The sequence below is a fragment of the Azospirillum melinis genome (assembly GCF_013340935.1).
Taxonomy (GTDB): Bacteria; Pseudomonadota; Alphaproteobacteria; order Azospirillales; family Azospirillaceae; genus Azospirillum; species Azospirillum melinis.
This window is the reverse complement of record NZ_WHOS01000099.1, coordinates 1-13,709: the sequence shown is the minus strand read 5'-3', so window position 1 is coordinate 13,709 and position 13,709 is coordinate 1. Positions and strand designations below refer to the sequence as shown.

Below are 13,709 nucleotides of genomic sequence, written 5' to 3'. Positions count from 1 at the left end.
GGTGGGCATGCGGGGTCCCCGGCTGAACCTGGGGCGGAAGCTGGGGCTCAATCTGGGGCGGAGCGTGGCGTTCCGCATCCTGGCGGGGTTGACGGTCATTGGCGGACTGGCCGCGGCGACCAGCGTCGTCGCCGTCTCGCTGTTCTCCCGCTTCCACCAGGGGTACGAGCAGATCGCCACCGCCAAGGTGCCGGGGCTGGTCGCCGCCGCCCAGCTGGTGCAGCAGAGCGGTGCCGTCGCCGCCATCGCCCCCGCCCTGGTCGCCGCCCAGGACCAGACCGCGCGCGAAGCGGTGATGGCGCGGATGGGCGACCAGATCGTCCGGCTGGAGCAGCTGATGGCCCGGCTGATCGCCCATGGCGGCGCCGTGCGCTTCGCCGATCAGCCCGGCGGCAGGACGGACAACGGCCGCGCCGAAAGCAACAGGGCGGAAAACAGTCGGGCAGAAAATCTTGCAGATCTGGGCGAGCTGGACCGCCGCAAGAACGAGCTGGTCGGCACGTTGCTGACCCTGAACTCCCAGGTCCGGCAGCAGCTGGCCCTGACCGCCGAGACCAGCACCCGCGCCCAGGCGCTGGCCACCCTGACCGGCCGGCTGGGCGCCGCCGAGTCGCAGGAGGCCGAAGGCGCCTGGACCATGGAGCTGCGCGCCGGCCTGCCGGACGCAGAGGCGGCGGAGCGCAGCCGCGAGGCGCTGGAACGCTGGCGCCGTGAGCTGACCGGCGCGGCGACCACGCTGCTGGCGGCGCTGCGCGCCGACCGCGACAGCCAGCTGGACCGTCTCCAGGCCGACACCCGCACCGCGCTGGACAATGCCGCGGAGGCGCTGGCCCTGCTGCCGGCCGAACAGGCCGCCCGACTGGAGCCGTTGCAGCGCGAACTGGTGGAGCAGGCATTCGGCCGCTCGCCCCTGTTCTCCCTGCGCGAGGCGGAGCTGTCGCTGCAACGGTCGATCAAGCGGTCGGCCGCGCGCAATCAGGCGGTTTCCGACCAGCTGGTCGGCATCGTGTCCGACTATTTTCTGGCGGTGGAGCAGGATGTCGCCCATCGGTCCGGCGAGTTCGAGCGGGTGATCCGCGACGGCGAGCGGGCGGTGATCGCCATGGCCGTGCTGTCGATCCTGGGTGCTGCCGCCATCTTCGCCTACATCCACCGCAACGTGGTGGCGCGGCTGCGCCGCCTGCGCAGCGCCATGCAGGCGGTGGAGACGGCCGGGCCGGCTGGAAAGCTTGGTCCGACGCCGGGCCTTATGCCCGGCACGATGCCCGATCCGCTGTCCCATCTGGACCTGCCCGCCGCCACCCCGTCCGGCAGCCGGGACGAGATCGGCGAGATGGCGCGGGCGCTGTCCTATTTCGTCACCACCATCCGCGCCCGGGAAAGCGCGCTGGCCGACGGCGAGCGCCGGCTGCGCACCATCCTGGAACAGAGCCCGGTCGGCGTCTCCATCGGCCGCGCCGACGGCACCGTCGCCTTCGCCAACGCCCGCGCCGCCGAGCTGGCCGGCCGGCCGCTGGAGGATTTCGTCGGCAGCCGCCACGCGCTGGCCCTGCCCGGAGCCAGCATCAGCCGGGGCGGAACCGGCCAGGACTGGGAGGCGGAGAGCGGCGGCGTGCTGGTGCGCGATGCCGAGGTGGCGGTCGACCGCCCCGACGGCAGCCGGGTCTGGGCCCTGCAGACGCTCCAGCGCACCAGCTTCGAGGGCGAGCCGGCGGTGCTGGCCTGGAGCTACGACATCACCGCGCGCAAGCAGGCGGAGGAGGCTCTGCGCAGCGCCAAGGAGCAGGCGGAGATCGCCGCCCGGTCCAAGGCAGAATTCCTGGCGACGATGAGCCACGAGATCCGAACGCCGATGAACGGCGTGCTGGGCATGCTGGAGCTGATGGCCCTGACTCCGCTGGACGAGGAACAGCGCACGCTGGTCTCGACCATGCGCGACAGCGGGGCGGCCTTGCTGCGGATCATCGACGACATCCTGGATTTGTCGAAGATCGAGGCGGGCAAGCTGGAGCTGGAGGAGCTGGAGCTGCGCCCGGCCGATCTGGTGGAGGGGGTGTCGGACCTGCTGGCGCCCCAGGCCCACCAGAAGGGGCTGGCGCTGATCTGCGCCATCGACCGGTCGGTGCCGGACCGGCTGCGCGGCGATTCCGGCCGGCTGCGCCAGATCCTGTTCAACCTGACCGGCAACGCCATCAAGTTCACCGACCGCGGCCGGGTGGTGCTGCGCGTCGGCACCGCGCCCCCGGACAACGACGCCCCCGACGACGCCAACCCGGTCCGGCCCGACCATGTCCGCCTGCATGTGGCGGTGGAGGACACCGGGATCGGCATCGGGCCGGAGGGGCAGGCCCGGCTGTTCCAGCCCTTCAGCCAGGCTGACAGCTCCACCACCCGCCGGTTCGGCGGCACCGGGCTGGGGCTGGCGATCTGCACCCGGCTGATCGAGCGGATGGGCGGGCGGATCGGCGTCTCCTCGATGCCGGGCACCGGATCCACCTTCTGGTTCACGGTGGAACTGCCGCGTGCGCCGGACTCCCTGCCGTCGCCATCCTCCACACCGCTGGACGGCCTGCCGGTCCTCGTCGCCGACGAGGACGAGGTGCAGCGCGCGGTGCTGGCCTGCTATCTGGAGCAGGGCGGAGCGGCGGTGACGGTCTCCTCCTCGGTGGCCGACGCGGCATCGAAGCTGGGGCGCGGCGGCTTCGGGCTGCTGGTGACGACGACGGCGCTGGCCGGCCGGCTGGACCCGCTGGCCGGCGCCTGCGCTCCGGGATTGCCGCGGCTCCTGCTCGGCGACGGGCGGACGGCAGGCGGCGGCACGGCAGGCGGCGGGGCGGTCGCCTCTCCCCACACCGCGCCCGGGGCGACAGCCGGGTTGGCGGCGGGACTGGTGCAGCCGGTCCACCGCGCCGCCCTGATCCGCGCCGCGGCCACGCTGACCGGCCGCGCGGCCCCGGATGCCGCCGGCGCGGAGCCGGCCTGCCCGCCACCGGCACGCGGTGCCGATTCCGGTGCCGCGGCGCCTGGACCGGCGGACTCGGCCGGCCACGGCCCCATCCTGGTGGCGGAGGACCATCCGACCAACCAGCAGGTCGTACTGCGCCAGCTGCGCCGTCTCGGCTATGCGGCGGAGCTGGCGGCCGACGGCGAGCAGGCGCTGGCGGCCTGGCGCGCCGGCCGGCACCGGCTGATCGTCACCGACTGCCATATGCCGGTGATGGACGGCTACGAGCTGGCCCGCCGCATCCGGGCGGAGGAACGGGACGGACGGCGGCGCACCTCCATCGTCGCCATGACCGCCAATGCCCTATCCGGCGAGATGGAGCGCTGTCTGGCCGCCGGGATGGACGACTACCTCGCCAAGCCGGTGACGCTGGCGCAGCTGTCCCAGGTGCTGGGCCGCTGGCTGGAGGCCCACCCCCTGCCGGCGGAGGCGCCCGCACCGATACCCGCTCCGGCCGCCGCGGAGGAGGCGCTTCCGGTTCTCGACCTCGACCATGTGCGCGAAACTTTTGGCGGCATGGAGGGCGACGGCCTGGATGACGGCACGCTCGACATGATGGACTTCTTCATCGAGACGACGCGCCCGACGCTGGAGCGGGTGCGGCAGGCGCTCGACACCGGCGACCGCGAGGAGGCGCGGGCCGCCGCCCATTCGGCCGCCGGGGCGGCGCGGACCGCCGGGGCGAAGGCGCTGGCCGCCGCCTGCACGGCGCTCGAACGCGCCGTCGTCGAGGGGCGCGAGACCGACATGGCCCGCCATGCCCAGGCCATGGCTGCGGCCTTTCCCGAGGTCGAAAAGGCGATTTGCGCCCTGCGCCACACGAAAGAGACGGTGCCCAGCCCGGAAGAGAGCATGGCGTGACCGGACGTGTCGGAGCGAAATCTACCTGGACGGGAACGGCAATCCGAAAAGACGCAAGGGCGGCGGGTGTCGCTTGTCGGTGGGAAAGGGCTGAACTACTCTGCGCATCTTGAATCATTTTGACAGATTCAGCCGGGCATTCACCAAGCACCGGCAGTCCCGGGGGTGAAAAGCGTGGTCGGTCTCGCTGGCTTCTTTTGGAACAAGGAACCCCGGCGCCAAGCCGATCACGCCGCCACAGACCGCGACCGCTGGCGGGCGATGCTGGCCGCAGCGCCGCAGCCCTGGTGCGCCTGGACCGACCGGGGCGAGTGCCTTCTGTCCGACGAGGCGGCGGCCCTGCTGGGCATTTCCGGTTGCGCCCCGCTTAACGCCGACACGCCCAACGCCAATGTTCTGGCTACCCTGACGGCGCCCGACCTTGGCCCCGCCCTGGCCCGGCTGCGCCGCGATGGCGAGCCCTTCCGCTGCGAGGCGGTAGCCCCCGACGGGCGGCGGCTGGTGCTGACCGGCCGGCGTGGACGGGCGGGCGACACCCACTGCGACGTGGTGTGGATCGAGGACGTGACCGTCGCCCGCGACGCCGCCAAGGATGCCACCCAGCGTCAGGAACAGGCGGCCGGGGCGGCGCGCTCCCGCCTTGCCGATTTGCAGGCGATGGCCGACGCGCTGCCGCTGCCGGTGTGGATGCGCGACCGCTCGTTACGGCTGTCCTGGTGCAACCGTGCCTATGCCCGCGCCGTGGACGGCGATCCCGAAACGGTGGTGGCGGAGGGGCGGGAACTGACCGCCACCGGCCGGGCGCTGGCCGAACGGGCGCGCAACGGCGGCTTCGCCCAGTCCGACCGCGCGCCCGTCGTGATCGGCACCGAGCGCCGCCTGCTGGAGGTGACCGAGGCGCCGCTGCCGCTGACTGACGGCGGCGGCACGCTGGCGGTCGGCTACGCCCTCGACCTCACCCCGCTGGAGGAGCTGCGCGGCGAGCTGGACCGCCACCTGACCGCCCATGCCGAGGTGCTGGAACGGCTGGGCACCGCCATCGCCATCTTCGGCCCCGACACCCGGCTGACCTTCTTCAACCAGGCCTATGCCCGGCTGTGGGACCTGGACGAGGCCTGGCTGCGCACCGAGCCGACCAACGCCGAACTGCTGGAGGAGCTGCGCGCCCGCCGCCGCCTGCCGGAATATGCCGACTACCAGACCTTCAAGCGCGAGCGGCTGACCCGCTACACCCATCTGGTCGAGCCGGTGGAGGAGATGCTGCACCTGCCGGACGGCACCACGCTGCGCCATCTGGCGGCGCCGCATCCGCAGGGCGGGCTGATCACCATCCTGGAGGACGTGACCAACACGCTGGCGCTGGAATCCTCCTACAACACCCTGATGGCGGTGCAGCAGGAGACGCTGGACAATCTGGCGGAGGGCATCGCCGTGTTCGGCGGCGACGGCCGGCTGAAGCTGTCCAACCCGGCCTTCGCCCGCATCTGGGATCTGGAGGACGGCGACCTGCATGGCGAACCGCACATCGCCGACGTCATCGAGCGCATGCGCCCGCTGCTGGAGATCGCGTCAGCGGACAGGGGGACGGACAGGCCGGGCGAGGCCGCCACCTGGGAGGCGGTGAAGGAGGAGTTGATCGGCGCCACACTGGAGCGCAGCGTCCGCTCCGGCCGGGTGGAGCGCAGCGACGGGTCGGTGGTGGAGTTCTCCACCCTGCCGCTGCCCGACGGGGCGGTGCTGAACAGCTATCTCGATGTCACCGACGGCGCCCGGCTGGAGACGGCGCTGCGCGCCTCCAACGCCGCGCTGGAGGCCGCCGACCAGTTGAAGAGCGAGTTCATCGCCAACGTCTCCCACCATCTGCGCACGCCGCTGAACGGCATCATCGGCTTCGCCGAGGTGCTGGCGAACCAGTATTTCGGCGAGCTGAACGGCCGGCAGATGGAGTATGTCCGCAGCATGCTGGCGGCCGGCCAGCGCCTGCTGGAGCTGATCGACGACGTGGTCGACCTGACCAGCCTTGGGGCCGGCGTCACCACGCTGGAGCGCGGGGCGATCAGCCTGCCCGACCTGCTCGACTCGGTGGCCGGCCTGACCCGCGAATGGGCACGGCGCGAGGGGCTGCGGCTGGAGGTGGTGGCACCGGACGCGCTGGGCGAGATGGAGGGCGACGGCAAGCGGCTGAAACAGGCGCTGTTCACCCTGGTGGTGGGCGCCATCCGCAACCCGCCGCCCGACCGCCGCATCCGCCTTGCCGGCGAGCGGCTGAACGGCAGCATCACCCTGTCGGTCAGCGGCGCCGCCCCGCCCGACGCCGACCCGCAGGGAGCCGCGGCGCTCGGCGTTTCGCTGGCCCGCAACGTGGTGGAGCTGCATGGCGGCCGGCTGGAACTGGACGAGACCGGCGGCCCCGGCTACCGCAGCGCCCATGTCCGCTGCATCATGCCGGTGCGGGCACCGGCAAACGGGGTGAGGGCGGGGTGAAATATCTCCCTCTCCCGCCCCGGGAGAGGGAAGGGGCCCATGCAGAGCATGGGACGGGTGAGGGGATAGGCACGAAGCCAGAGCTTCCGGGCCATGCGCTTCGGGATTCTTGGATCACCCCTCACCCTCCCCACTTCGTGGGTCCCCTCCCTCTCCCGGGGCGGGAGAGGGCATTTCAATCACGCGGCGCCCGGCACGCCCTTCGAGGTGGAATATTCGAAATGCAGCGCCTCGCCCGGATAGACCAGCGGGCGGATGGCGTGGGCGGCCTGGGCCGCTTCGGCGAAGCCGCAGAGGATCAGCTTCAGCTTGCCGGGATATGTCGCGATGTCGCCGATGGCGAAGACGCCCGGCACATTGGTGCCGCAGCCGGGCTGGGCCACCGCGATGTGGCTGCGCTCCAGATCCAGTCCCCAGTCGGCGATGGGGCCGAGATTCATCGACAGGCCGAAGAAGGCCAGCAGGGCGTCGGCCGGCAGCGCCTTTTCCTCGCCGTCCAGCGTGGCGACGCGCACGGCGGTCAGCCGGCCGTCCGCGCCGTCCAGCCCGGACAGCTGGTAGGGCACCACCATCTCGACGCGCCCCTCGCGCACCAGCGCTTCCATGCGGGCGACGCTTTCGGGGGCGGCGCGGAACTTCGGACGGCGGTGGACGACATAGACGCGCTCCGCCACGTCGGCCAGCGAGATGGCCCAGTCGACGGCGCTGTCGCCGCCGCCGGCGATCACCACCTTCTTGCCGGCGAAGTCCTGGCGGCGGCGCACCATGTAGAAGACCGATTTGCCCTCATAGGCCTCCAGCCCGTCGAGCGGCGGGCGGTTGGGGCCGAAGGCGCCGCTGCCGGCGGCGATGACGACCGCCTGGGTGTCGATCTTCGTGCCGATGCTGGTCTCCACCAGCCAGCGCCCGCTGTCCTGGCGGGTCAGCTTTTCCACCTGCTGGCCCAGATGGTAGGTGGGCGAGAAGGGGGCGGCCTGCTCCGCCAGCCGGTCGATCAGGTCGGCCGCCTCGATCGAGGGGTGGGCCGGGATGTCGTAGATCGGCTTTTCCGGGTAGAGCGCCGTGCACTGGCCGCCGACCATGTCCAGCGCGTCCACCACATGGCAGCGCATCTTCAGCATGCCGCATTCGAACACGGCGAACAGCCCGACGGGGCCGGCGCCGACGATGACGACATCGGTGGTGAGGACATCGTTGCTGGAAGCGGTCTGCGACATGAAAGCCAATTCCTTGAGACGGGGCGCCGGGGAAAGGAAGCCGGTTGACGGATGCGGGAGACTGGTCGGCGAACGGTCCTTCCATTGTCCGCATTTGCCATCCGGGTCAACCCCCAGCAAGGGGAAGGCGGTGCTGTGCCGCGCGCGGGGCGTGCGTGACGGGCGGCCCCGGCAGTGAGTCCCGGCATCAAATCCGGGCAGAAAAACAATTTCGCTTAAATTCGCTTAAATTTGTCGATTGCACGCGGCAGTGGCAAAGCCGACAGTACAGACTTGCGGCGGACATCCGGGCTACCCAGTTCAGATGTCGGCCCGCATGCCGGTTTGGGTGGAGGCCTGGGATGAAGGAACTTCGCTGTCTGGTCTTCACCGACCAGGAGGTCGTGCGGGCCGTGCTGGACCGCCGGCGCCGGGTGAAGGACACGCTGCCGGTCGGCACCGTCTCCAAGGTGGCCTACCACCGGACCGAAGGGCCGGACCAGACCGGCATCGAAACCCGTCTGACCATCACCGACGACAACGGTGCGGTGACCGAACTGGGGTTGCCCGAGACCGAGGTGACGGCGGCGCTGGTCGGCTACTGCATGGGCCGACGCATCCCCCTGCCGGTGGCGTCCGACAAGATGCTGCACCTGATCAACGGCGCGCTGACGCTGATGATCACCATGAACTTCAACAAGGCGCCGCGGCTGGTGGTCACCGCCGGAGCGGACGGCGCCGGATCGGGGCCGGCGCCGGGGTCCGACCGGCTGTCGCCCAAGCGGCGGATCGGCCGCTAAGCCTGTTGCAGACCCACTCTTCTTTCCGGCTTGCGGGCGGGCGGCGGCTTCGCACAGTATCCGCGCCATGCCGGACACTCCCCTCCACACCGTCACCCTCCCCCTGCCCGACGAGGCGGCCACCGCGGCGCTGGGCCGCCGGCTGGGTGCCGTCCTGCGGCCGGGCGACCTCGTGGCCCTGCGCGGCGATCTCGGCGCCGGCAAGAGCGCGCTGTCGCGCGCCTTGATCCGCAGCGTCACCCATGAGGACGCCGAGGTGCCGTCCCCCACCTTCACCCTGGTGCAGACCTACGACACCGCCATCGGCCCGATCTGGCATTTCGACCTCTACCGCCTGTCGGGACCGGACGAGGTGTATGAGCTGGGCTGGGACGACGCGCGGGCCGAGGCGGTGGCGCTGGTGGAATGGCCGGACCGGCTGGGTCCGCTGCTGCCGCCCGACCGGGTGGAGGTGACGATGGAGCATGACGGTCCGGACGCCCGCCGCGCCACGCTGACCGGCCATGGCACGCTGGCGGCGCGGGTGGCAACCGCCGACTGGACGCTCCGATGACGGCTGTTTCTTCCGCGCGGCAAGCCGAGATCGCCGCCTTCCTGGCCGCCAACGGCCTGTCCGGTGCGGAGCGGCAGCCGCTGGCCGGCGATGCCTCCGCAAGACGGTACGAGCGCCTGCGCAAGGCCGATGGCGGCACGCTGATCCTGGTCGACACGCCGGCCCCGGCCGAGGATCTCGTCCCCTTCATCGCCATCGGCGCCGAGCTGGCCGCCATCGGGCTGTCGGTTCCCGCCGTGCTGGCGGCTGATGTGGAGCGGGGGCTGGCAATCCAGGATGATTTCGGAAGCGAAACATTCTCCCGCCTGCTGACCGACGGTGCCGATCCGCAGCCGCTCTATGAAATGGCGACCGACGCGCTGATCGCGATCCACCGCGGCTGGCCGGAGGGGGCGGCGCACCGCCTCGCCCTGCCCATCTACGACCCGGACCTGTTCATCGCCCAGACCCGTCTGTTCCTCGACGCCTATATGCCGGTGGTGCTGGGACGGCCCTTGAGCGAGCAGGATCGTTCCGCTTTCGATACGGCTTGGCGGACGGTGTTGGAGCCGGTCTGCGCGGGGGCGCCGTCGCTTCTGCTGCGCGACTACCATGTCGACAACCTGATGCGGCTGGACCGGCCGGGGGCGAAGGCCGCCGGTCTGATCGACTTCCAGAGCGCCGGATGGGGGCCGCGGGCCTACGACCTCGTCTCGCTGCTGGAGGATGCGCGGCGCGACGTGGCGCCCGCTCTGGCCGGGGCGATGGTCGAACGCTATCTCGCCGCCTTCCCCGGCACCGATGCCGCCGCCTTCCGCCGCGCCATGGCGGTGCTGGGGGCGGTCCGTCACACGCGGATCGTCGCCATCTTCGTCCGTCTGGCGCTGGGCCAGGGGCGGCGGTCCTACCTTGTCCATCTGCCGCGGGTCTGGCGCCTGCTGGAGGCCCAGCTGGCGAAGCCGGAACTTGGACCGGTCGCCGGCTGGTTCGACCGCCATCTGCCGCCCGATGCCCGCGCCGCCTTCGTCGTTCCGGAGACGACCTGAAATGACCGTGACCATTCCCCAGACTGCAATGGTGCTTGCCGCCGGCCAGGGCCTGCGCATGCGCCCGCTGACCAACACCATGCCGAAGCCGCTGATCCCGGTGCTGGGCAAGCCGATGCTGGACCATGCGCTCGACCGGCTGTCCGAGGCCGGCGTCGGCCGGGCGGTGGTGAACAGCCATTATCTGGGCGCGATGATCGGCGACCATCTGAAGGACCGGACGGCACCGGCCATCGCGCTGTCGCCGGAGGACACGCTGCTGGAGACCGGCGGCGGGGTGAAGAAGGCCCTGCCCCATCTCGGCACGGCGCCGGTCTATACGGTGAATGCCGACATCTTCTGGCTCGACGGGCCGGTGCCGGCCCTGCGCCGCCTGGCAGCCCACTGGAACCCGGCGGAGATGGACGCGCTGCTCCTGCTGATGGCGACGACCAGGTCGGTCGGCTATGACGGGCCCGGCGACTATCACATGGACCCGCTGGGCCGCCTGACCCGCCGGGCCGAGTCCGAACTGACGCCCTTTGTCTATGCCGGGGTGCAGATCGTCAAGCCGGAGCTGTTCGCGGCGGACACGCCGGACGGCGCCTTTTCCACCAACCTGATCTGGGACCGCGCCCAGGCGGCGGGCCGGCTGTTCGGCCTTGCCCATGACGGGCTGTGGTTCCACATCGGCACGCCGGCCGGGCTGCGGGAAGCGGAGGAGCTGCTGGCCATCGGCGGCATGCGGGCGGTGGCGCATTGAGAGCCGGCCCGCGCTATACTCAAGCCGCGCTATACTCAATCGGAAGTGGCCCATACCCGGAATTGATCGCAGGCTCATGACCCTCCCCAAAGTCTACAGCATCCCCGCGGGCGCGCCCTTCGTCGACATGCTGGCGGCCGGGATCATGGAGCGGGTCGGCGGCGACCCGATGGCATTGGCCGGCGTGACCGTCCTGCTGCCGACCCGGCGCGCCTGCCGGGCGTTGCAGGCGGCCTTCCTGCGGCGGTCGGGCGGGCAGCCGACGCTGCTGCCGCGGATGGCGCCGCTGGGCGAGCTGGATGCCGGCGACCTCAGCCTGACCGAGGAGGAGCTGCCCGACGTCCCGCTCGACCTGCCGGAGGCGATCTCGCCGCTCAACCGGCAGATGACGCTGGCGCGGCTGATCCTGGGGGCCGAGGGGCTGTCGGCGACCACGGCGCAGGCGGTGCGGCTGGGCGCCGATCTCGGCCGGCTGATCGATGCGGTGTGGACCGAACGCGCCGGCTTCGAGAAGCTCGAGTCGCTGGTGCCGGCGGATTATGCCGAGCACTGGCAGGTCACGCTGAAATTCCTGCGCATCATCACCGAGGTCTGGCCCGCCATCCTCGAGTCGGGCGGCCAGACCGACCCGGCCAAGCGCCGCAATCTGGCGCTGGAGACGCAGGCGGCCCTCTGGCAGGCCGCCCCGCCGCCGGGCATGGTGATCGCCGCCGGCTCCACCGGCTCCATCGTCGCGACGACGGAGCTGCTGGCGGTCATCGCCCGGCTGCCGCAGGGGGCGGTGGTGCTGCCCGGCCTCGACACCGGGGCCGATGACACCATCTGGGACGCCATCGCCGGCGACGAATCCCACCCGCAGCACGGCCTGTCGCAGCTGATCCGCCTGCTGGAGGTGGAGCGGCACGAGGTGCTGCCCTGGACCGATGCGCCGGAGCCGCGCGGCGCCCGCGCCCGGCTGATCGCCGAGGCGATGCGCCCGGCGGCGACCACCGAGGGCTGGCGCGAACTGTCGGGGGTGGACGCCGCGGCGCTGGACGGGCTGACCCGCATCGACGCCGCCACCTCGGAGGAGGAGGCGCAGGTCATCGCGCTGCTGATGCGCCATGCGCTGGAAATGCCGACGAAGACCGCGGCGCTGATCACCCCCGACCGCAATCTGGGTCGCCGGGTCGCCATGGCGCTGGCGCGCTGGGGCATCCTGGTCAACGACTCCGGCGGCCAGCCGCTCGCCCACACCGCGGTCGGCACCTATCTGCGGCTGACGGCGGAGCTGGCGGCGAGCCGCGTCCACCCGCTGGCCCTGCTGGCGCTCGCCAAGCACCCGATGGCGGCGGGCGGCCGCGACTCAGGAGATTTCCGCGCCGCCGCCCGCGCGCTGGAGCGCGTCGTGCTGCGCGGCCCCCGGCCGGCGGAGGGCTTCGACGGCGTGCTCGCCGCGCTGGAACAGGCCGAGCGCTTCGACCATGAGGAGCAGCAGGAGTTCCTGCGCGCATGGCTGGTCGACATCGGCCAGCGCGCCGCCCCCTTCCTTGAGGCGCTGACCAGCGAGACTCCGCTGGCCGACCTCGTGCGCGCCCATGTCGCCTTCTGCGAATCGCTGGCCGCCGACGACGAACTGACCGGGGCGGAGCGGCTGTGGCGCCAGGACGACGGCGAGGAGGCGGCACGCTTCGTCCACGATCTGCTCGACGCGGCCGACGGCTTCCCGGCGATCCCGGCGAAGGATTACCCGGCGCTGCTCGACGCGCTGATGAGCGCGCGGGCGGTGCGTCCCCGCTACGGCCTGCATCCGCGCCTGTTCATCCTGGGTCCGATGGAGGCGCGCCTCCAGCATCTCGACCTGACCATCCTCGGCGGGCTGAACGAGGGAACCTGGCCGCCGGCCGCCTCCGCCGATCCGTGGATGTCGCGGCCGATGCGGCGCGATTTCGGCCTGCCCAGCCCGGAACGGCTGGTCGGCATGTCGGCCCACGACTTCGCCCATGCCTGCGGCGCGCCCGAAGTGGTGCTGACCCGCGCGGCGCGGGTGGAGGGCACGCCGACCGTGCCGTCGCGCTGGCTCCTGCGGTTGGAAACGGTGCTGAAGGCGCTGGATCTGGATGGCGTCATCGAGGAGCGCGGAGCCTGCTGGCTCGGCTGGGCGCGCGGGCTGGACGAGCCCGACCGGGTGCAGCCGGTGTCGGCGCCGGAACCGCGCCCGCCGCTGACCGCCCGGCCGCGCAAGCTGTCGGTGACCGAGGTCGAGACCTGGATGCGCGACCCCTACGCCATCTATGCCCGCCATGCCCTGCGGCTGCGCGCACTCGATCCCATCGCCGCCGATCCGGGGGCATCCGACCGCGGGCAGATCATCCACGACACGCTCGACGCCTTCGTCCGCGACCATCCGGGGCCGCTGCCGCATGACGCGCTCGACCGGCTGATCGCGCTGGGGCGCGAGCGTTTCGGGCCGCTGCTGCGCAGCCATCCCGACGTCTGGGCCTTCTGGTGGCCGCGCTTCGAGCGGGTGGCCGGCTGGTTCGTCGATCTGGAGCGCGAGCGCCGCCCCCGCCTCCGTCCGCTGGGAACGGAAGTGCCGGGCCGGCTGGAGCTGTCCGGCCCCGGCGGCCCCTTCGCCCTGACCGCCAAGGCCGACCGCATCGACCGCGGCCCCGACGGGCTGGTGGTGATCGACTACAAGACCGGCACCCCGCCGAGCGCGCGGGAGATCGAGCTTGGCTTCGCCCCGCAGCTGCCGCTGGAGGCCGCCATCGCCGCGGCCGGCGGCTTCAGCGGGGTGGACAAGGGGGAGGTGGCCGAACTCACCTTCTGGCGCCTGTCCGGCGGCGATCCGGCCGGTGAGGAAAAGCCGGTGAAGGGCGACCCCGCCCAACTGGGCGAGGAGGCGCGGGCCGGGCTGGAGGCGCTGATCGCGCAGTTCGACGATCCGGCGACCCCCTACCGCTCGCGTCCGCGCCCGGCGATGGCGCCGCGCTACACCGACTACGCGCATCTGGCCCGCGTCCAGGAATGGTCGTCGGGCGGCGGGGAGGGGGAGTGATGGG

8 protein-coding genes are annotated in these 13,709 nt (G+C 72.0%); 7 read left to right on the top strand and 1 reads right to left on the bottom strand.

Annotated elements, in window-relative coordinates; genetic code table 11:
* The first annotated feature begins 7 nt into the window (after positions 1 to 7).
* Together GBZ48_RS36860 and GBZ48_RS34360 are read left to right on the top strand one after the other, a co-directional pair.
* Positions 8 to 3,865 (top strand): ATP-binding protein, encoded by a 3,858-nt coding sequence (locus tag GBZ48_RS36860; protein WP_174475138.1) that lies wholly within the window; start codon positions 8 to 10, stop codon positions 3,863 to 3,865.
* A 174-nt stretch (positions 3,866 to 4,039) separates the two neighbouring features.
* A complete protein-coding gene (locus GBZ48_RS34360; RefSeq protein WP_343049792.1) occupies positions 4,040 to 6,349 on the top strand; it encodes a PAS-domain containing protein in 2,310 nt (769 codons plus the stop codon).
* Between the two features lie 179 nt (positions 6,350 to 6,528).
* Here GBZ48_RS34360 and GBZ48_RS34355 read toward each other — a convergent pair whose 3' ends face one another.
* Positions 6,529 to 7,566, bottom strand: coding sequence for an NAD(P)/FAD-dependent oxidoreductase (locus GBZ48_RS34355; RefSeq protein ID WP_174475136.1), 1,038 nt, complete (start codon positions 7,564 to 7,566; stop codon positions 6,529 to 6,531).
* A gap of 341 nt (positions 7,567 to 7,907) precedes the next feature.
* On the opposite strand from GBZ48_RS34355, the gene GBZ48_RS34350 reads away from it, so the two are divergent.
* The 5 genes from GBZ48_RS34350 (at position 7,908) to addB (ending at position 13,705) form a co-directional block, all read left to right on the top strand.
* Positions 7,908 to 8,345 carry a hypothetical protein gene (locus GBZ48_RS34350; protein WP_174475135.1) on the top strand — a complete coding sequence of 146 codons (438 nt, stop codon included), beginning with the start codon at positions 7,908 to 7,910 and terminating at the stop codon, positions 8,343 to 8,345.
* A 67-nt stretch (positions 8,346 to 8,412) separates the two neighbouring features.
* The gene (tsaE, locus tag GBZ48_RS34345; RefSeq protein ID WP_174475134.1) at positions 8,413 to 8,898 is read left to right on the top strand and encodes a tRNA (adenosine(37)-N6)-threonylcarbamoyltransferase complex ATPase subunit type 1 TsaE; all 486 of its coding nucleotides are present in this window, start codon (positions 8,413 to 8,415) and stop codon (positions 8,896 to 8,898) included.
* The gene (locus GBZ48_RS34340) at positions 8,895 to 9,923 is read left to right on the top strand and encodes an aminoglycoside phosphotransferase family protein (protein WP_174475133.1); all 1,029 of its coding nucleotides are present in this window, start codon (positions 8,895 to 8,897) and stop codon (positions 9,921 to 9,923) included. Before tsaE ends, GBZ48_RS34340 begins: the two co-directional genes overlap by 4 nt.
* 1 nt (position 9,924) lies before the next feature.
* Positions 9,925 to 10,665 carry a nucleotidyltransferase family protein gene (locus tag GBZ48_RS34335; protein WP_174475132.1) on the top strand — a complete coding sequence of 247 codons (741 nt, stop codon included), beginning with the start codon at positions 9,925 to 9,927 and terminating at the stop codon, positions 10,663 to 10,665.
* 76 nt (positions 10,666 to 10,741) lie between these two features.
* On the top strand, positions 10,742 to 13,705 hold the full coding sequence (gene addB, locus GBZ48_RS34330) for a double-strand break repair protein AddB (RefSeq protein ID WP_174475131.1): 2,964 nt from the start codon (positions 10,742 to 10,744) through the stop codon (positions 13,703 to 13,705).
* Positions 13,706 to 13,709: the final 4 nt, after the last annotated feature.